We start from the raw sequence: 17,008 nt of genomic DNA, 5'->3' as shown, positions 1-17,008 counted from the left end.
GGCCTCGTCCCAGATCTCGAAGGCGCGGCGCGGGAGTTCGAGGGTCACCTCCACTGTTTCGCCCGGGGTGCCAGGAACGGGATGGGACGGGTAAGGGCGGCGGGGGCGAAACAACCCACCCCTGCCCGACCTCACCCCCGCCAGGGCAACTCCGCAGTGACCCGGGTCGGCCCACCCACCGGCGAATCCACCACCAGAATCCCGTCCACCGCATCGAGCCGCCCCGCCAACCCCGCCAGCCCGGACCCGCCGGAGGCATCCGCGCCCCCCACCCCGTCATCCACCACCTGCAGCATCAGCCGGTTCTCCACCCGCCACACATCCACCGACGCCCCCGTCGCCCGCGCGTGCTTGCTGATGTTCTGCAGCAGCTCCGACACCGTGAAGTACGCGATCCCCTCGATCGCCGCGGCCGGCCGCTCCACCAGGTCCACCTCCACCCGCACCGGCACCGCACACCGCGACGCCACCGCCGACAGCGCCGCGTCCAGCCCCCGGTCCGTCAGCACCGCCGGGTGAATCCCGCGCGCCAGATCCCGCAGCTCCTGCAGCGCCGTCTTCACCTCACCGTGCGCCTCGTCCACCATCCGCGCCGCGGCCTGCGGATCCTCCGTGAGCTTCTCCTTCGCGAGCCCCAGATCCATGGCCAGTGCCACCAGCCGCGCCTGCGCCCCGTCGTGCAGATCCCGCTCGATCCGCCGCAGGTCGGCCGCGGCGGTGTCGACGACGACCCCCCGGTCGGACTCCAGCTCGACGACCCGCGTCGCCAACCGCGTCGGTCCGAGCAGCCCCCGCACCATCACCCGGTCCACGAGGGTCAGCGCCCGCACGATCCAGGGCGTGGCCATGGTGAACAGCAGTCCGACCAGCGCGGTCACGGCGATCTCGAACGGGTTGTCGAGGTAGATGCTGTGGGTCTCGTCGCCGTACAGCTGGAGGCCGTCCTGCCCGCCGTACATCGGGAAGAGCCAGAACCACACCGGGTAGGTGAGCAGCGCCCACCCGTACACCCAGAAGATCACCGAGACCGCGAACGAGAACGCCGCCCAGGGCAGATGCAGCACCGAGTACAGCAGATGCCGCCACGAGGTACCGCTCTTGAGCACGGCCCCCATCCAGGCCGCCACCCCGTGCTTCCGTCCCCGCGCCGGCTCCGGTTCGGCCACGTCGAGCCCGAGCAGCCCGCGCGCCATCTTCCGCTCCAGGACCCCGAACCCCCGGCATCCCGCCAGGCCCACGGCCAGCACCGGAATCCCGAGAAAGGTGATCAGGAGACCGGCACCGGCGGAGGCCATGGTGACCGCGTACGAGAACATCAGCACGCTCATCGGCAGGCTGAGCAGTACATACCCGAACTCCCGCCAACTGCGCGCCTCGACGGGCGCCCGCAACGGGGCCGGCAACCGATGCCGCCGCCCCCGGCCGGTCCCCCTGTCGGCCGTCGCGTGGAATCCGGCCCCGGGGCCGCCCTGCTGCCCGTACCCCTGTCCGTACTCCATGGCCATCGTTTCGTCCGTTCCGGTAGTCGGCTCGTCAGCTCGTGAGCTCGTCGGTCTGTCTTCAGCTCGTCGGTCTGTCTTCCATCAGCCTGCTCGCACCGAACCGCTCGGACCATGGAGCACGTAGGCGTCTTCCCCCGGGGGTTTTCCCTACCTACGTCTCGGCACCTACGCCTCGGTCCGTTCCCGCCAGGGCAGTTCGGCCGTGACCGTCGTGGGCCCGCCCTCGGGCGAGTTGATGACGAACAGCCCGTCCACCGCGTCCAGCCGGTCCGCGAGCCCCGCCATCCCCGTACCGCCGTCGAGCCGCGCACCGCCGCGTCCGTCGTCCCAGACCTGGATCAGCAGCCGGTCGTCGGTGCGCCAGACCTCGACCGAGGCGTTCCGCGCCCCGCTGTGCTTGCTGATGTTCTGGAGCAGTTCGGAGACCGTGAAATAGGCGATGCCCTCGATGGCGGCGGCAGGCCTGGCCGGCAGGTCGGCGGTCACCTTCACCGGCACCGTGCACCGAGAGGCCACCGACGACAGCGCGGCGTCCAGCCCGCGGTCGGTCAGGACGGCCGGATGGATCCCGCGCGCCAGATCGCGCAGCTCCTGAAGCGCGAGCTTCACCTCGCCGTGTGCCTCCTCGACCATCGCCGCCACCACGTCGTCGGCCTGCCCCTCCAGCAGCTTCTCCTTGGCCAGCCCGAGCCCCATCGCGAGGTTCACGAGCCGGGCCTGCGCCCCGTCGTGCAGATCCCGCTCGATCCGCCGCAGATCGGCGGCGGCCGTGTCGACCACGACCCCCCGGTCGGACTCCAGTTCGGCGATACGGCGTTCAAGCTCGTCGGACGGGGACAGCAGCCCGCGCACCATCACCCGGTCCACGTTCGAGAGACCCCGCGCCAGGAACGGCAGCACCGGCCACAGCACGAACAGCGACACGAGCATGACGGAGAAGGTGAAAACACCCCACGGCAGCCGGATGAGGTCGTACAGGATGGTGCGCCAGCCGACCGGGTCCTTCACCGCCAGCATCAACCGGCCGATGAACCCGAGTTTCTGGCCGTGGGCGCCCCGGCTGTCACTCCGCGGCAGCGGACTCGGCTCGTCCACCCGTACCCCGAGCAGCGCCCTGGCCCGCGCCCGCTCGAACCGGCCCAGCAGACGCGCGCCCATCAGTCCGACGGCGAGAACCGGAAGACCGATCACCGTGACCGCGAGGCCGGAACCCACACTCACCACGGTCACGACGTACACGAAACCGAACAACGCCATCGGCAGGTTGGCCAGGAGATGGGCGATCTCCTTCCAGGTGTGCGGGGCGAGGGCGAAACGGACAGGGGGCAGTCGGTCGCCCTCGGTTTCCGCGCTGGTGGCGGTGATACGTGCGGTCATGCCCGCCAGCCTGCCCGGCCGCGCGCCACGACGCCATGAGGTGGACCGCCCGCCCACCCGGGGGAAAACCCCACCTTGCTGAGGAATGCGAAGGAATACGAGAGAACTCGGGCATGGCCATGCGTGACGGGCTGCTTACGGTCTCTTTAGCAGGCCCTAGACTCCCGTCCGTACAGATCGCCGAAGACCAGGGCGAGATCCCACGAGGCCAGGGAGCGAGGGACGGACGTGCCGGTACCGACCGCCGTAGCCACGACAACGGCAACAGCGGCGACAGCCGCGACGGAGCGCATCGCGGAGTCGAACGCAGCCGCGTCGAACATCGCGGCGTCGGAGTACTTCCAGTCCTACTCCGTCGTCGGACTGCTCGCCGTCGTCGGCGTGCTCTTCGTCGCGGTCGCCTTCGGAGCGGGCCGCCTGCTGCGCCCCGTGGTCCCGACCCCCGAGAAACTCCTGACGTACGAGTGCGGCGTCGACCCCGTCGGCGAGGGCTGGGCCCACACCCAGGTCCGCTACTACGTCTACGCCTTCCTCTACGTCATCTTCGCCGTCGACTCGATCTTCCTGTTCCCCTGGGCGACCGTCTTCGCGGCCCCCGGGTACGGCGCGGCCACCCTCGTCGAGATGTTCATCTTCCTCGGCTTCCTGTCCGTGGGCCTGCTCTACGCATACAAGAAGGGCGTCCTGACATGGACGTGACGCCAGAAACGCATACGCCGGACGCTGCGCCTGGGCCCGTACCTGTGCCCGCGCCCGTGCTGCTGCCGGAGCCGAAACGCCTGGGCGCCCTCGCCCGTCTGGCCCCCGAGCCGATGAAGGTGGTCCTGAACTGGGGCCGCCGCTACTCGCTCTGGGTCTTCAACTTCGGCCTCGCCTGCTGCGCGATCGAGTTCATCGCCGCGTCCATGGCCCGCCACGACTTCATCCGCCTCGGGGTGATCCCCTTCGCGCCGGGGCCGCGCCAGGCCGACCTGATGGTGGTCTCGGGCACGGTCACGGACAAGATGGCCCCGGCGGTACGGCGCCTGTACGAACAGATGCCCGAGCCGAAGTACGTCATCTCCTTCGGCGCGTGCAGCAACTGCGGCGGCCCGTACTGGGACTCCTACTCCGTGACCAAGGGCGTCGACCAGATCATCCCGGTCGACGTCTACGTCCCAGGCTGCCCGCCCCGCCCCGAGGCGTTGCTCCAGGGCATCCTCAAACTCCAGGAGAAGATCGCCCGGGAGTCCCTGGGCGAGCGGTACGCGTCGGGACAGATGGTGCGCCCCTCACCTGCCGCGCTCCAGAGCCCGCTTGTGCAGCCGCCGACCCCGGGGGAGGGAAGATGACGGCGACCGGCTGGCTGCCCGCCCCCACCGAGGAACTCTTCGGTACGGACGCCACGGCCGAGGAGTCCTACGACGTCCTCACCGTCGACGTACCTCCGGCTTCCTGGACCGCCGCGCTGCGGACAGCGCGCGACCGCCTCCACTGCACCTACTTCGACTGGCTCAGCGCGGTCGACGAACCGGGCACCGGCTTCCGCGTCGCCGCCCACGTCGTCGCCCTCTCCCCGCTCCGCCGCCTCCTCGTACGGACGACAGTCCCGCACGAGTCCGCCGTACTCCCCTCCCTGGTGGACGTCTACGCGGGCGCCGCCTGGCACGAGCGCGAGACGCACGAAATGTTCGGCGTACGTTTCGAGGGCCACCCGGGCCTGGACCACCTCCTCCTCCCGGAGACCTTCGAGGGCCATCCCCTCCGCAAGGACTTCGTCCTCGCGGCCCGCGTCGCGAAGGCCTGGCCGGGCGCCAAGGAACCAGGGGAGTCGGAACACGGCGGGCCCAAGCGCCGCCAGATGCTCCCGCCCGGCGTCCCCGACCCCAACGAATGGGGCCCCCTGAAGGGCCAGCTCCCCCCGGCTCCGACCCGACCGGCCCGAGCCGCCGCCGGCCGCGCGACCGGCGACCGCCCGGTACGCCGCACCCGCACAGCATCGGACGGCTCGGCCAGTCAGACCCCGGAAGCCCAGACCCCGGCCCCGACCCCGGAGGGCACCCCCGCGGAGGCCCAGACCCCGCCGACCGCACCCCGTCGAGCGCGCAGCGCGAGCCAGGGCTCCGCGTCACAGCGCCCCCAGACGCCGGCGCCGGAGGCGCCCCAACCAGGCGGGACGGAAGCGACACGACCATCGGCGACAGAGGCGACCGGCGCACGGGCGCCGGAGGTGCCAGACCCACAGTCGCCAGGTCCGCAGGCGACGGAGGCGGAAGCAACCGACACCGCCCCCGAGCCACCGCCCACCGCCCCCGAGCCACCGCCCACGGCGCCCCGAGCCACGGACGCCCCCTGGCACCAGGCGCGCCCCGCCTTCGACGAACCCACGCCGAAGGCCGCCGAGCCGACCGAACCCCCCGCCTCTGAAACCCCAGCCCCCGAAGCCCCGACACCGGAAGCCTCGCCTCCCGAAGACGCCACCCCTGACTCGGACTCGCCCGACAACCACCCCACAGGAGGCTCGCAGTGAACGACGCGCTGGACGTCGCCCTGCGACTCCTGATCGTCTTCGTCGTCTTCCTCACCTTCCCGCTGATCGTCGGTCAGACCGAGCACAAGGTGATGGCCCACATGCAGGGCCGCCTCGGCCCGATGTACGCCGGCGGCTTCCACGGCTGGGCCCAACTGGTCGCGGACGGCGTCAAGTTCGCGCAGAAGGAAGACATCGTCCCGGCGGGAGCCGACCGCCGTATCTTCCAAATCGCCCCCGCCGTGGCCCTCCTCCCGTACCTCCTCGTCCTCCTCGCCATCCCGATCGGCCCGAGCGAGGGCGCCGTCGGTGAGGTCGTCGACGCGGGCATCTTCTTCGTCCTCGCCGTCATGGGCGTCGGCGTCCTCGGCTCGCTCATGGCCGGCTGGGCGTCGGCCAACAAGTTCTCCCTTCTCGGCGGCCTGCGTACCGCCGCCCAACTCCTCGCTTACGAACTCCCGATGCTTCTCACCGCCGCCTCGGTCGCGATGGCGGCGGGCACGGTCTCGCTCCCCGGCATCCTCGACGCCTTCGAGTGGTGGTGGCTGCCCTGGCAGATCGTCGGCGCGATCGTGTTCTTCGTGGCCGGCCTCGCCGAACTCCAACGGCCCCCCTTCGACATGCCGGTGGCCGACTCGGAGATCATCTTCGGCGCCTACACCGAGTACACCGGCCTCCGCTTCGCCCTCTTCCTCCTCGCCGAGTACGCCGGGATCGTCGTCCTGTGCGGCCTGACCACCGTCCTCTTCCTGGGCGGCTGGCACGGACCCTGGGCCGCCGACGGCTTCGGCTGGGTCTGGACCCTCCTCAAGACGGCAGTGCTGGCCTTCGTCGTGATCTGGCTGCGCGTCACCTACCCCCGCCTGCGCGAGGACCAGCTCCAGAAGCTCTCCTGGACCCTCCTCGTCCCCCTCTCCCTCGCCCAGATCGCCCTCACCGGCATCGTGAAGGTGGTGATCTCGTAACCATGGCTGAGCCTCTCCCGCCCACCGGGCCTCGTATCCCCGGCATCGGCCTGGCCAAGGGCCTGGCCGTCACCCTCCGCACGATGACGAAGAAGACCGTCACCGCGCAGTACCCGGACACCCAGCCCGACCTTCCACCCCGCACCCGCGGAGTCATCGGCCTCTTCGAGGAGAACTGCACGGTCTGCATGCTGTGCGCCCGTGAGTGCCCGGACTGGTGCATCTACATCGACTCCCACAAGGAGACGGTCCCGGCCGCCGCCCCCGGCGGGCGCGAGCGCAGCCGCAACGTCCTCGACCGCTTCGCCATCGACTTCTCCCTCTGCATGTACTGCGGTATCTGCATCGAGGTCTGCCCCTTCGACGCCCTCTTCTGGTCCCCGGAGTTCGAGTACGCCGAGACCGACATCCACGAACTCACCCACGAACGCGACAAGCTCCGCGAGTGGATGTGGACGGTCCCGGCCCCGCCCGCCCTCGACCCCGCCGCCGAGGAACCGAAGGAGATCGCCGCCGCCCGCAAGACGGCCGAGAAACTCGCGGCCGCACAGAGCGAACCGAACGAACCCCCTGCGCCTCCCGTGCCCCCGGTGTCCACCGATCCGCAGGAGGGAACGTCGTGAGCCTCGCCGCCGCAAGCCCCGGCTTCCTCTCCCCGACCGGCGTCGAGATCGCCTTCCTCCTCGTCGGCCTCGTCACTTTCGGCGCCGCGCTCGTCACCGTCACCACCCGGCAGCTGGTGCACGCCGCCCTGTGGCTGGTGGTGACCCTCGGCGGCCTCGCCGTCGAATACCTCCTCCTCACTGCCGAGTTCATCGCCTGGGTACAGGTCCTCATCTACGTGGGTTCCGTCGTCGTCCTCCTCCTGTTCGGTCTGATGCTCACCCGAGCCCCCATCGGCCGCTCCCCGGACGCCGACTCCGGCAACCGGTGGGCAGCCCTCGGAGTGGCCCTCGCCTCGGCCGTCACCCTGGTCTGGGTCGTCGTCGACGCCTTCCGTACGACCTGGATCGACCTGGACGGCGCCGCCGCGGGCTCCACCGCCGTCACCGGAGCCAGCCTCTTCCAGAACTGGGTCCTCCCTTTCGAGGCCCTCTCCGTCCTTCTCCTCGCGGCCCTGGTCGGGGCGATCGTCCTGTCCCGCAAGAGGAAGGCGGAGTCGAGCTCTCCCCCTCTGAACTCCCGAGCCGCGACCGGTAGTTCCCCCTTCGTACCGGATTCCCGGAATCACCCGATCGAGCGAACCAACCCGGCCGATCAGGAAGGTGCCCGCTGATGCACCTCGCCTATCCCGCCGTACTCTCCGCCCTCCTCTTCTGCACCGGCCTCTACGGCGTCCTGGCCCGCCGCAACGCGATCCTGGTCCTGATGTCCGTCGAGCTGATGCTCAACGCCGTCAACCTCAACCTCGTCGCCTTCGACGTCTGGCTCAGCAGGACGGCCCGCGACACTCTGCACTCCGGCCAGGCCCTCACCCTGTTCACCATCGCCATCGCCGCCGCCGAGATCGGCATCGGCCTGGCGATCGTCCTCGCCGTCCACCGGGGCCGCGGCACCGCGGACATCGACAAGCTCCGCGACACCGCCGAGCCGCACGGCTCCGACGAAGCCACCCTCACGGAAGACGAGAAGGCTGAGGCCACCGCGTGACCACGACCACCCTCGCCGTCCTCGTCCCCCTTCTCCCGTTCCTGGGCGCCGCGGCCGGCCTGCTCCTGGGCCGCACGGCCCCCGGCTTCGTACGCCCCCTCGCCGTACTGCCGCCCCTCGCGGCGCTCGTCCTCGCTGTACTCGTCGCCGTACGCCAGGGCGGTGACCGGGCCGTCGACGCCGCCACCGAGCTCACGCCCACCGGCTCGGTCCCCGTCGAACTCGCCCTGCACATCGACGGCTTCGCCGCCCTCGTCGCCGTCTTGGTCGCCCTGGTCGCGACCTGCGTGCAGATCTACTCGACGGCCTACCTGCGCGACGACCCGCGCTACCCCTCGTACGCCGCTCTCGTCTCCCTCTTCACCTCCGCGATGCTGCTCGTCGTCTACTCCGGCGACCTGATGGTGCTGCTGGTCGGCTGGGAGATCATGGGCATCTGCTCGTACTTCCTGGTCGGCCACTACTGGGAGACCCCGGAAGCCCGTGCCGCATCCCTCAAGGCCTTCCTCGTCACCAAACTCGGTGATGTCCCCTTCCTGATCGGCCTGTTCGCGCTCGCCACCGACGCCGGGTCCTTCCGGATCACGAAGATCCTCGGCACCGTCGCGAGCGGCGGACTCGACCACCCGACGCTGGTCGCCCTGCTGCTCCTGGCCGGCGTGGCGGGCAAGTCGGCGCAGTTCCCGCTCCACACCTGGCTCCCCGACGCGATGGCGGGCCCCACGCCCGTCTCCGCGCTGATCCACGCCGCGACGATGGTCGCCGCCGGTGTCTACTTCATCGCCCGGCTCCTCCCGGTCTTCGCGGCCTCCTCGGCCGCACTGGTCGTCCTCGCCGTCATGGCCGCCGTCACGATGACCGGCTCCGCCCTGGCCGCCCTCGCCCAGGACGACATCAAACGCGTCCTCGCCTACTCGACGATCGGCCAGCTCGGCTACATGACCGGCGCCCTCGCCGTCGGCGACCGCGGTGCCGCCGTCTTCCACCTCCTCACCCACGGCGCCTTCAAGGCGCTCCTCTTCCTCGCGGCCGGCGTGGTCATCCATGCGGCCGGCACCAACTCACTGGCCGCCATGTCCCGCATGGGCCACCTCCGCGACCGTGTCCCCGACGCCTACTGGACGATGACCGTGGCGCTCCTCGCGCTCGCCGCGATCCCGCCCTTCAGCGGCTTCTTCTCCAAGGAGTCCGTCCTCGGCGCCGCCGAACACGTCACCACCGGCCACACCGAGGGCATCCCCGATGCCGCCGGCTGGATCGTCCTCGTCGCCGGCCTGGCATCGGCCCTCCTCACCGCCGCCTACGCGACCCGCCTGTGGCTTCTCGCCTTCCGGGGCCGAGGCGCCGACGCCCCCGACCACGGCAGGCAGCCCGTCGCGATGACCACCGTGCTCTGGGTGCTCGCGGTCCCCTCCCTCGCCCTCGGCGGCCTCGCCTACGGCCGACTGCCCGACTGGTTCGACGGCCACGACCTGAACCCGACGCTCACCACCTCCGTCCTCGGCACGGGAGTTGCCCTCGTCGGCGGCCTCGTCACCTACGGAGCCTGGCGCCACACCACCGCCCTGGCGACCCGCGTCCCCCTGGGCGCCGTCGCGGCCCACCCGGACGCCGACGGCGGCGTCGTCGAGGCCGAGGCCATCGCCACCCACACCCCCGCCTACGGAGACATGGCCACCGCACCCGACCCGGCGGACCCCGGCCGACTCCTGCTCGGCCCGTTGCACCGCCACGCGGCCGTCGGCTTCCACCTGGACGCCCTGTACACGACGCTGTTCGTCCGCCCGGTCCAGGCCGGCGCCACCCTCGTCCGGTTCCTGGACCGCGAGGTCGTCGACACCTACGTACGCGGCGCGAGCGCCGTGCCCCGCCTGCTGGGCGACGCCGTACGGCGCGCCCAGACCGGCAATGTGCAGACCTATGTGAGCGCGCTGCTCGCCGGCACCGTCGTCCTGGTGGTCGCCGTCCTCCTCGTCGCCACGGGAGCGTGAGCAGGCGTGATCGATATCAACGAGTCAGTGATGCAGTTCCTTCTGGCATTCCTCGTCGTGGGCCCGCTGATCGGCGCTGTCGCCGCTCTCCTGCCGGCCCCGCCAGGACTGAAGGGGAAGTCGCCCGAGCAGGCCGTGCTGCGACACGGCGTGACCGTCACCGGCGTCGTGCTCATCGCCGCGATCACCCTGGCGCTCGGCTTCTCCCACGACCATCCGTCGAGGATGCAGGCCACGACGGACATCAGCTGGATCCCCGCACTCGACGTGCGGATCCACCTCGGTGTCGACGGCATTTCCCTCCCCCTTCTGGTCCTGAGCGCGCTCCTGACCTTCCTCTGCGCGCTCTACTCCTACTTCAAGCTGCCCGCCGGCCCCTCCCCGAAGGCCTTCGTCGCACTTCTCCTCGTCCTGGAGTCCGGCACCCTCGCGACCTTCGCCGTCCTCGATCTGCTGCTGTTCTTCCTGGCCTTCGAGATGGTGCTCATCCCGATGTACTTCCTCATCGCCCGCTGGGGCGGTGAACAACGGACCCGGGCGGCCTGGAAGTTCATCCTCTTCACCCTGCTCGGATCCGTCGTCATGCTGCTGGGCCTGCTCCTGATCGGGATCAAAGCGGGCACGTTCGACATCATGGCACTCGCCACTGACAACGGCTCGGGCCTGACCACATCCGTGCAGGTCACCGCCGCTTTGGCGATCGGGATCGGGCTCGCGGTGAAGACGCCGATGTGGCCACTGCACAGCTGGTTGCCGGACGCCCACACCGCCGCCCCGACCGTCGGCTCGGTCCTGCTGGCGGGCGTCCTGCTCAAGATGGGCACGTACGGGTTCGTGCGCATCCTGCTGCCGGTCACGCCCGACGGATTCCGGACGTTCGCGCCCTACCTCGGCGCGTTCGCCGTCGTCGGGATCATCTACGGCTCCCTGGCCTGCCTGGCCCTCGCCCGGCAGGGCGCGAAGGGTGACCTGAAGCGGCTCATCGCCTACTCCTCCGTCGGCCACATGGGCTTCGTCCTGCTCGGCATCGCCACCATGACCCCGACCGGCGTCAACGGCGCGCTGTTCGCCAACATCGCCCACGGCCTCATCACCGGCCTCCTCTTCTTCCTGGTCGGCGCGCTGAAGGACCGCACGGGCAGCACCGACCTCGACACCCTCGCCGACCGCACCGGCGCCGCCCTCTACGGCCGGGCCCCGCGCCTCGGCGGCCTCGTGGCCTTCGCCGCCGTCGCCTCGCTCGGACTGCCCGGCCTCGCCGGGTTCTGGGGCGAGATGCTGGCCCTGTTCGGCGCGTTCGACCCGGCCGACGATCTCAGCCGCCCCGCGTTCCTCACCTTCACGGCGATCGCCGCGTTCGGCACCCTGCTCACCGCCGCGTACATGCTCGTCGTCGTACGCCGTGTCTGCATGGGCGCCGCCCCGCGGCCGGACGCCCCCCAGCTCGCCGACGTACAGACGTATGAATTCGCGGCCTGGACCCCGCTCGTCGCCCTCACCGTCATCGCCGGGCTGTGGCCGAAGGCCCTCCTCGGCCTGACCGACCCGGCTGTGCAGCAGCTCCTCTCAGGAGGCCCCCGATGAGCTCCCCGGCCCAGTCCGCGGCTCAGTCCCTGGTCCAGTCCGTCGACTGGCTCGCCATCGCGCCGCCCACCCTCGCCGCCGTCGTGGGACTCGTCGTCCTCGTCGCCGACCTGTTCATCGGCGACAACAGGAAGGCGCTCCTCGGCTGGATCTCGGTCGCGGGCCTCGCCGCCTCCGGCCTCCTCCTGTTGCCCCTCCTTGACGGCGACCGCTCCACCTTCTGCCTGACCGGCAGCACGGACGTCTGCAGCTACACGGCCGACCGCTTCACCCTCATCATCCAGTTCCTCGTGCTCGGCGGCGCGCTCCTATCCGCCCTCCTCTCGGTCACCGCCCTCAAGGACGCCGACCGAGGACTCCCCGAAGGGGAGTACTGGTTCCTGTTGCTGTCCTCCGCCGCCGGAGCGGCCCTCCTGCCCGCCTCGCGCGACCTCGCGACACTGATCGTCGCCCTGGAGGTCGCCTCCCTGCCCGCCTTCGCCCTTGTCGGCATCCGGCACGGCGACCGGAAGTCCTCCGAAGCGGCCCTGAAGTTCTTCCTGTCGTCCGTGACGGCGACCGCGGTCGGCCTCATGGGCATCAGCTTCGTGTACGCGTCCACGGGCACCCTCTACCTCACCGAGATCGCCGACCGGATCCAGCACGTCGACCCACAACTCCACACCCTCGCCCAGGCAGGCGTCGTCCTCACCCTCATCGGCTTCGCCTTCAAGACGGCCGCCGTGCCCTTCCACTTCTGGGTGCCCGACACCTATGTGGGCGCGCCCCTGCCGATCGCCGCCTATCTGTCGGTCGTCGGCAAGGCCGTCGGCTTCTCCGGCCTGATCCTCGTCACCGTCGTCGCCTTCCCGTCGTACGCCGACGTCTGGGGCCCGGCACTGGCAGCCCTGGCCGCACTCACCATGACCGTCGGCAACGTCGGCGCCCTCCGCCAGCGGACCACGCGCGCGTACAGCGCGGTACGCCTGCTCGCCTGGTCCTCCGTCGGCCAGGCCGGCTACCTCCTGGTGCCGATCGCCGCCGCCGCGTACTCCGACGACGCCCGGAAGTCGATCGGCTCCACCGTCGCGTACGCCCTCATGTACGCCGCCGTGAACCTCGGAGCCTTCGCTGTGGCGGCCCTGGTGGCCCGTACGAGGCCCCTGAACCGCGTCAGTGACTACCAGGGCCTGTACGCCACCCGGCCCCTCGCAGCGCTCGTCCTGGGCTTCTTCCTGCTGTGCCTCGCCGGGCTGCCGCCGGGCATCATCGGCCTCTTCGCGAAGGTCACCGTCTTCTCCGCGGCCGTCGACGCCGGACTCGGGTGGCTGGCCGTGATCATGGCCGTCAACGTGGTGATCGCCCTCTTCTACTACCTCCAGTGGACGGCCCTGCTGTTCCGCACACCCGAGGGAGCCGAGGAACACCACCGCGCCCCGGCCCCCCTCACGGCCGCGATCGCCCTGACCGCCGTCCTCGGTATCGCCCTGTCCGGCGCACCCCAACTGGTGCTGCGCTTCGCCGACACCGGCCTCTTCTGACCCTCCCCAGCGGCACGCGCGCGTGGACCCTCACCCGGACGGCCCACGCGCGCCCGAGCGCGCGCAAGGGAACTGCGAACCCCCGCCTGGCGTTGACCAGTACAGAAGGGTCCACTTGACCTGACACCAGGGTTCCCCTGCCGCACCACTAGGAGGGCGTACCGTGCACCGCCGGCACAACGGGCTCAGGACAGCCCTGCTCCTCGGGGGACTGTCCGCACTCATCATCGTCATCGGCAGCTTCTTCGGCCGAGCGGGCCTCCTGATCGCACTCGTCATCGCGGTCGGCACGAACGCGTACGCGTACTGGAACAGCGACAAGCTGGCTCTACGCGCGATGCGTGCCCGCCCGGTGAGCGAATTCGAGGCCCCGGCCCTGTACCGCATGGTCCGCGACCTCTCGACCCAGGCCCGCCAGCCCATGCCGCGCCTGTACATCTCGCCGACCGAGGCGCCGAACGCGTTCGCGACGGGCCGCAACCCGCGCAACGCCGCGGTGTGCTGCACGGACGGCATCCTGCGCATCCTGGACGAGCGCGAACTGCGCGGCGTCATCGGCCACGAGCTGAGCCATGTCTACAACCGCGACATCCTCATCTCGTCGGTCGCCGGCGCCCTGGCCTCCGTGATCATGTTCCTGGTCAACTTCGCCTGGCTGATCCCGATCGGCCGCTCCAACGACGACGACGGCCCCGGCATCCTCGGCATGCTGATGATCATGATTCTGGGACCGCTCGCGGCCACCCTCATCCAACTCGCAATCAGCCGCTCGCGGGAGTACGAGGCCGACGCGTCGGGCGCCCAGCTCACCGGCGACCCGCTGGCCCTCGCGAGCGCCCTGCGCAAACTCGAAGCGGGCACGAAGCAACTGCCGCTGCCCCCCGAACCGCGTATCGAGACCGCGAGCCACATGATGATCGCGAACCCCTTCCGCCCGGGCCAGGGACTCTCCAAGATGTTCTCTACGCACCCGCCGATGGCGGAGCGCATCGCCCGGCTCGAAAAGATGGCAGGTCGCCAGCAGTGAAAACAATTCTCAACGTCATTTGGCTCTTCCTGAGCGGCTTCTGGCTGTTCCTCGCCTATCTGGCCGCAGGCGTGCTGCTCTGCATCACGATTATCGGAATTCCGTTCGGTATTGCTTCGTTCCGTATCGGTGCGTACGCCCTGTGGCCCTTCGGCCGTACGACGGTCGAGCGGCGCGACGCGGGCGCCCCCTCCTGTGTCGGCAACGTGCTGTGGCTGGTCCTCGCGGGCTGGTGGCTCGCCGTGGCCCACGTCGTCACCGGCGTTCTGCTGTGCGTCACGATCATCGGTATCCCGTTCGGCATCGCCAACTTCAAGCTCATTCCCGTCTCGCTGCTGCCGTTGGGCCGCGAAATCGTGCCGACGGACGAGCCGTTCAGCTCGCGCTGGTAGCGCGGCCGGGAAGGGGCGGCCTCGTTCCTGCCCGACTGTTTGTCCACAGTCTGCGGGCGGGATCGTGTTCCCGCCCGCAGGTTATCCACAGGCCGCCTCGATTGTCAGTGGCGGGCTGCATGATGAATCCATGACCGAGATCGAGCAGTTGCTGACACGGGTGGCCTTCGCGGCGCGCAACACCCGTCCGTGGGGCTGGCCTTCACTCCCCGCCCCCGTGGACGCGGCGACGCTCGACCGCGCCGAGACCGCCCTCGGCTTCCCCTTGCCACCGCTCCTCGCCGAGCTGTATCTCCGGATAGGAGACGGCGGATTCGGCCCGTCCTACGGCCTGTTGCCCCTGCTCGAAGGCCAGCCCGCAGGTGAGCCGCCCGTCGTCGCCCAGTACCTCGCCAACCGCGAGGAGGGCCGCAGGGACCCGGAGTGGCCCTGGCCCGAGGGCATCCTGCCGATATCCCACTGGGGCTGCGGGATGTACGCGTGCGTGGACTGCCGCACACCGGAAGGCACCGTCCTGCTCTTCGAGCCGAACGCTGACGACGCCGACCATGCGTGGTACGCCGACGCCCCCGGTCTCGCGGAGTGGCTGCACACCTGGCTCGACGGCACGGGCTGGTACGAGGAGGCCAACGACGGCCAGGACCTGGAACCCTGGCCCGAGTTCCGCATACGTACGGCGACAACGCCGCCGTCGGCCCAGGCTCAGTGACCGTCGCGTCGCCCGCTTCATCTCAGTGGGGTGGCCCGGCCGCCGACCGCGAAGCCGACCACCAGCGCCGTACGGCGTAGACGACGGCCCCGAGGCTCAGCACCCCGGTGCCCACGACCACCGACACCCCCGGAAGCGCGAACGCCAGCGTCACACAGCCGAAAAGCCCGACCGCCGGCACCCCTCGGGCCATGGGCGCCGAACTCAGAGTCCAGGCGGAGGCGTTGGCCACCGCGTAGTAGGCCAGAACCCCGAAGGAGGAGAAACCGATAGCGCCCCGCACGTCCACCGTCGCGGCCAGCCCCGCGACCACCGCACCCACGACCAGCTCGGCCCGGTGCGGTACCTGGAAGCGCGCGTGCACGGCGGCCAGGGCACCAGGCAGATGACGGTCACGTGCCATGGCCAACGTCGTCCGTGAGACGCCCAGGATCAGGGCGAGCAGCGAGCCGAGCGCGGCCACGGCGGCCCCGGCCCGCACGACAGGCACCAGCTCCGGCACGCCCGCCGCCCGCACGGCGTCGGCCAGCGGGGCACTCGCCCGCCCGAGCCCACCCGACCCCAGCACGGAAAGGACAGCCACCGCCACCGCCGCGTACACCACCAGCGCGATACCCAAGGCCGACGGGATCGCGCGCGGGATGGTGCGCGCCGGATCCCGTACCTCTTCACCAAGGGTCGCGATCCGGGCGTACCCGGCGAACGCGAAGAACAACAGCCCGGCCGCCTGAAGCACTCCGCCCACGCCCCCGGAGGCCCCGACCTCCAGCCGGCCTGGGGCAGCGACATCGGAGCCCAGGCACACCACCACCACGGAAGCGAGGACAGCGAGGACCACTGCCACGATCGCCCGCGTCAGCCAGGCGGACTTCTGGACCCCGCCGTAGTTCACCGCGGTCAGCGCCACCACGGCCGCGACCGCCACGGCATGGGCCTGACCCGGCCAGACGTACGTGCCCACAGTGAGCGCCATCGCCGCGCAGGAGGCGGTCTTCCCGACGACGAACGACCAGCCGGCGAGATACCCCCAGAAGGGACCGAGCCGCTCACGCCCGTACACATAGGTCCCGCCGGAGGCGGGATAGAGGGTGGCCAGCCGGGCGGACGACATGGCGTTGCAGTAGGCGACCACGGCTGCCACGCCGAGCCCGAGGAGCAGCCCGGACCCGGCCGCGTGTGCCGCGGGTCCCAGGGCTACGAAGACACCGGCTCCGATCATGGAACCGAGCCCGATGACCACGGCGTCCCCGACGCCGAGGGTGCGCCGCAGTTCAGCGCGCGATTCCGCACCGGGCTGTGTCATGCGACGCACCCTACTGACCGGTGCAACCGCCAGGCATCGCGTTGACGTCGTGTACGGCAACACCGAACCAACAACGCACAATTCGAACACCGGCATGAGCGTGACCGTCACGACGTCGCAGATCACAGTGCCGGGACAGTTCGAGCACAGCACAGAGGGGCAGGTTCAGGGCATGAGCATCATCGGCTGGATCATCCTGGGGCTGTTGGCCGGAGCCATCGCCAAGTTCCTGCTGCCGGGGCGAGACCCGGGCGGTTTCATCGGCACGACGATCATCGGCGTCGCCGGCGCGTTCCTCGGCGGCTGGATCTCGTCGCGCTTCCTCGACCACCCCATCAGCAAACAGTTCTACGACGGCACCACGTGGGCGGCGGCGATCGGCGGCTCGCTGGTGCTGCTGATCGCGTATCGCATTCTGTTCGGAAACTCGCGCGACTGAGTCCGTACCTGATCAGCAGTCAGAACAGAGGGGGAGGGGC

The 17,008-nt window shown here is 70.4% G+C and carries 17 protein-coding genes; 14 read left to right on the top strand and 3 right to left on the bottom strand.

Features of this window, described 5'->3' with window-relative positions; translation table 11 throughout:
• Positions 1 to 131: 131 nt before the first annotated feature.
• Positions 132 to 1,505 (bottom strand): sensor histidine kinase, encoded by a 1,374-nt coding sequence (locus tag STRTUCAR8_RS40975; protein WP_006382277.1) that lies wholly within the window; start codon positions 1,503 to 1,505, stop codon positions 132 to 134.
• A 162-nt stretch (positions 1,506 to 1,667) separates the two neighbouring features.
• Complete coding sequence (locus STRTUCAR8_RS40970) at positions 1,668 to 2,879, bottom strand: sensor histidine kinase (protein ID WP_006382289.1); 1,212 nt, start codon at positions 2,877 to 2,879, stop codon at positions 1,668 to 1,670.
• A 228-nt stretch (positions 2,880 to 3,107) separates the two neighbouring features.
• On the opposite strand from STRTUCAR8_RS40970, the gene STRTUCAR8_RS40965 reads away from it, so the two are divergent.
• The 13 genes from STRTUCAR8_RS40965 to STRTUCAR8_RS40905 all read left to right on the top strand — a co-directional run bounded on the left by STRTUCAR8_RS40965 (position 3,108) and on the right by STRTUCAR8_RS40905 (position 15,226).
• Positions 3,108 to 3,578 carry an NADH-quinone oxidoreductase subunit A gene (locus STRTUCAR8_RS40965; protein ID WP_006382281.1) on the top strand — a complete coding sequence of 157 codons (471 nt, stop codon included), beginning with the start codon at positions 3,108 to 3,110 and terminating at the stop codon, positions 3,576 to 3,578.
• Complete coding sequence (locus tag STRTUCAR8_RS40960; RefSeq protein WP_078507466.1) at positions 3,569 to 4,210, top strand: NADH-quinone oxidoreductase subunit B; 642 nt, start codon at positions 3,569 to 3,571, stop codon at positions 4,208 to 4,210. Before STRTUCAR8_RS40965 ends, STRTUCAR8_RS40960 begins: the two co-directional genes overlap by 10 nt.
• On the top strand, positions 4,207 to 5,388 hold the full coding sequence (locus tag STRTUCAR8_RS40955; RefSeq protein WP_006382288.1) for an NADH-quinone oxidoreductase subunit C: 1,182 nt from the start codon (positions 4,207 to 4,209) through the stop codon (positions 5,386 to 5,388). The genes STRTUCAR8_RS40960 and STRTUCAR8_RS40955 overlap by 4 nt, the downstream gene beginning before the upstream one ends.
• Positions 5,385 to 6,353 carry a complex I subunit 1/NuoH family protein gene (locus STRTUCAR8_RS40950; RefSeq protein ID WP_006382276.1) on the top strand — a complete coding sequence of 323 codons (969 nt, stop codon included), beginning with the start codon at positions 5,385 to 5,387 and terminating at the stop codon, positions 6,351 to 6,353. The genes STRTUCAR8_RS40955 and STRTUCAR8_RS40950 overlap by 4 nt, the downstream gene beginning before the upstream one ends.
• A 2-nt stretch (positions 6,354 to 6,355) precedes the next feature.
• Entirely contained in the window at positions 6,356 to 6,976 is a 621-nt protein-coding gene (locus tag STRTUCAR8_RS40945; RefSeq protein ID WP_006382278.1) for a NuoI/complex I 23 kDa subunit family protein, read from the top strand.
• Positions 6,973 to 7,629, top strand: coding sequence for an NADH-quinone oxidoreductase subunit J family protein (locus tag STRTUCAR8_RS40940; RefSeq protein WP_006382285.1), 657 nt, complete (start codon positions 6,973 to 6,975; stop codon positions 7,627 to 7,629). The genes STRTUCAR8_RS40945 and STRTUCAR8_RS40940 overlap by 4 nt, the downstream gene beginning before the upstream one ends.
• Positions 7,629 to 8,003 (top strand): NADH-quinone oxidoreductase subunit NuoK, encoded by a 375-nt coding sequence (nuoK, locus tag STRTUCAR8_RS40935; RefSeq protein ID WP_006382286.1) that lies wholly within the window; start codon positions 7,629 to 7,631, stop codon positions 8,001 to 8,003. The genes STRTUCAR8_RS40940 and nuoK overlap by 1 nt, the downstream gene beginning before the upstream one ends.
• Positions 8,000 to 9,994, top strand: a complete 1,995-nt coding sequence (locus tag STRTUCAR8_RS40930) for an NADH-quinone oxidoreductase subunit 5 family protein (RefSeq protein WP_006382275.1) — start codon at positions 8,000 to 8,002, stop codon at positions 9,992 to 9,994. The genes nuoK and STRTUCAR8_RS40930 overlap by 4 nt, the downstream gene beginning before the upstream one ends.
• Before the next feature lie 6 nt (positions 9,995 to 10,000).
• Positions 10,001 to 11,578 (top strand): NADH-quinone oxidoreductase subunit M, encoded by a 1,578-nt coding sequence (locus tag STRTUCAR8_RS40925; RefSeq protein ID WP_006382282.1) that lies wholly within the window; start codon positions 10,001 to 10,003, stop codon positions 11,576 to 11,578.
• Positions 11,575 to 13,098: an NADH-quinone oxidoreductase subunit N gene (locus tag STRTUCAR8_RS40920; protein WP_006382280.1), complete on the top strand. Its 1,524-nt coding sequence runs from the start codon at positions 11,575 to 11,577 to the stop codon at positions 13,096 to 13,098. Before STRTUCAR8_RS40925 ends, STRTUCAR8_RS40920 begins: the two co-directional genes overlap by 4 nt.
• Positions 13,099 to 13,261: 163 nt before the next feature.
• Positions 13,262 to 14,125, top strand: a complete 864-nt coding sequence (gene htpX, locus STRTUCAR8_RS40915) for a zinc metalloprotease HtpX (RefSeq protein WP_006382279.1) — start codon at positions 13,262 to 13,264, stop codon at positions 14,123 to 14,125.
• Positions 14,122 to 14,517, top strand: coding sequence for a YccF domain-containing protein (locus tag STRTUCAR8_RS40910; protein WP_006382290.1), 396 nt, complete (start codon positions 14,122 to 14,124; stop codon positions 14,515 to 14,517). The genes htpX and STRTUCAR8_RS40910 overlap by 4 nt, the downstream gene beginning before the upstream one ends.
• A gap of 130 nt (positions 14,518 to 14,647) precedes the next feature.
• Positions 14,648 to 15,226 carry an SMI1/KNR4 family protein gene (locus STRTUCAR8_RS40905; RefSeq protein ID WP_006382273.1) on the top strand — a complete coding sequence of 193 codons (579 nt, stop codon included), beginning with the start codon at positions 14,648 to 14,650 and terminating at the stop codon, positions 15,224 to 15,226.
• Positions 15,227 to 15,248: 22 nt separating this feature from the next.
• On the opposite strand, the gene STRTUCAR8_RS40900 is transcribed toward STRTUCAR8_RS40905, so the two are convergent.
• The gene (locus tag STRTUCAR8_RS40900; RefSeq protein WP_006382287.1) at positions 15,249 to 16,529 is read right to left on the bottom strand and encodes an APC family permease; all 1,281 of its coding nucleotides are present in this window, start codon (positions 16,527 to 16,529) and stop codon (positions 15,249 to 15,251) included.
• A 172-nt stretch (positions 16,530 to 16,701) separates the two neighbouring features.
• Here STRTUCAR8_RS40900 and STRTUCAR8_RS40895 point away from each other — a divergent pair, with 172 nt between their 5' ends.
• A complete protein-coding gene (locus STRTUCAR8_RS40895) occupies positions 16,702 to 16,968 on the top strand; it encodes a GlsB/YeaQ/YmgE family stress response membrane protein (protein ID WP_044473759.1) in 267 nt (88 codons plus the stop codon).
• Positions 16,969 to 17,008: the final 40 nt, after the last annotated feature.

Source organism: Streptomyces turgidiscabies Car8, from assembly GCF_000331005.1.
GTDB classification, from domain to species: domain Bacteria; phylum Actinomycetota; class Actinomycetes; order Streptomycetales; family Streptomycetaceae; genus Streptomyces; species Streptomyces turgidiscabies.
This window is presented reverse-complemented; position numbering and strand designations above follow the sequence as displayed.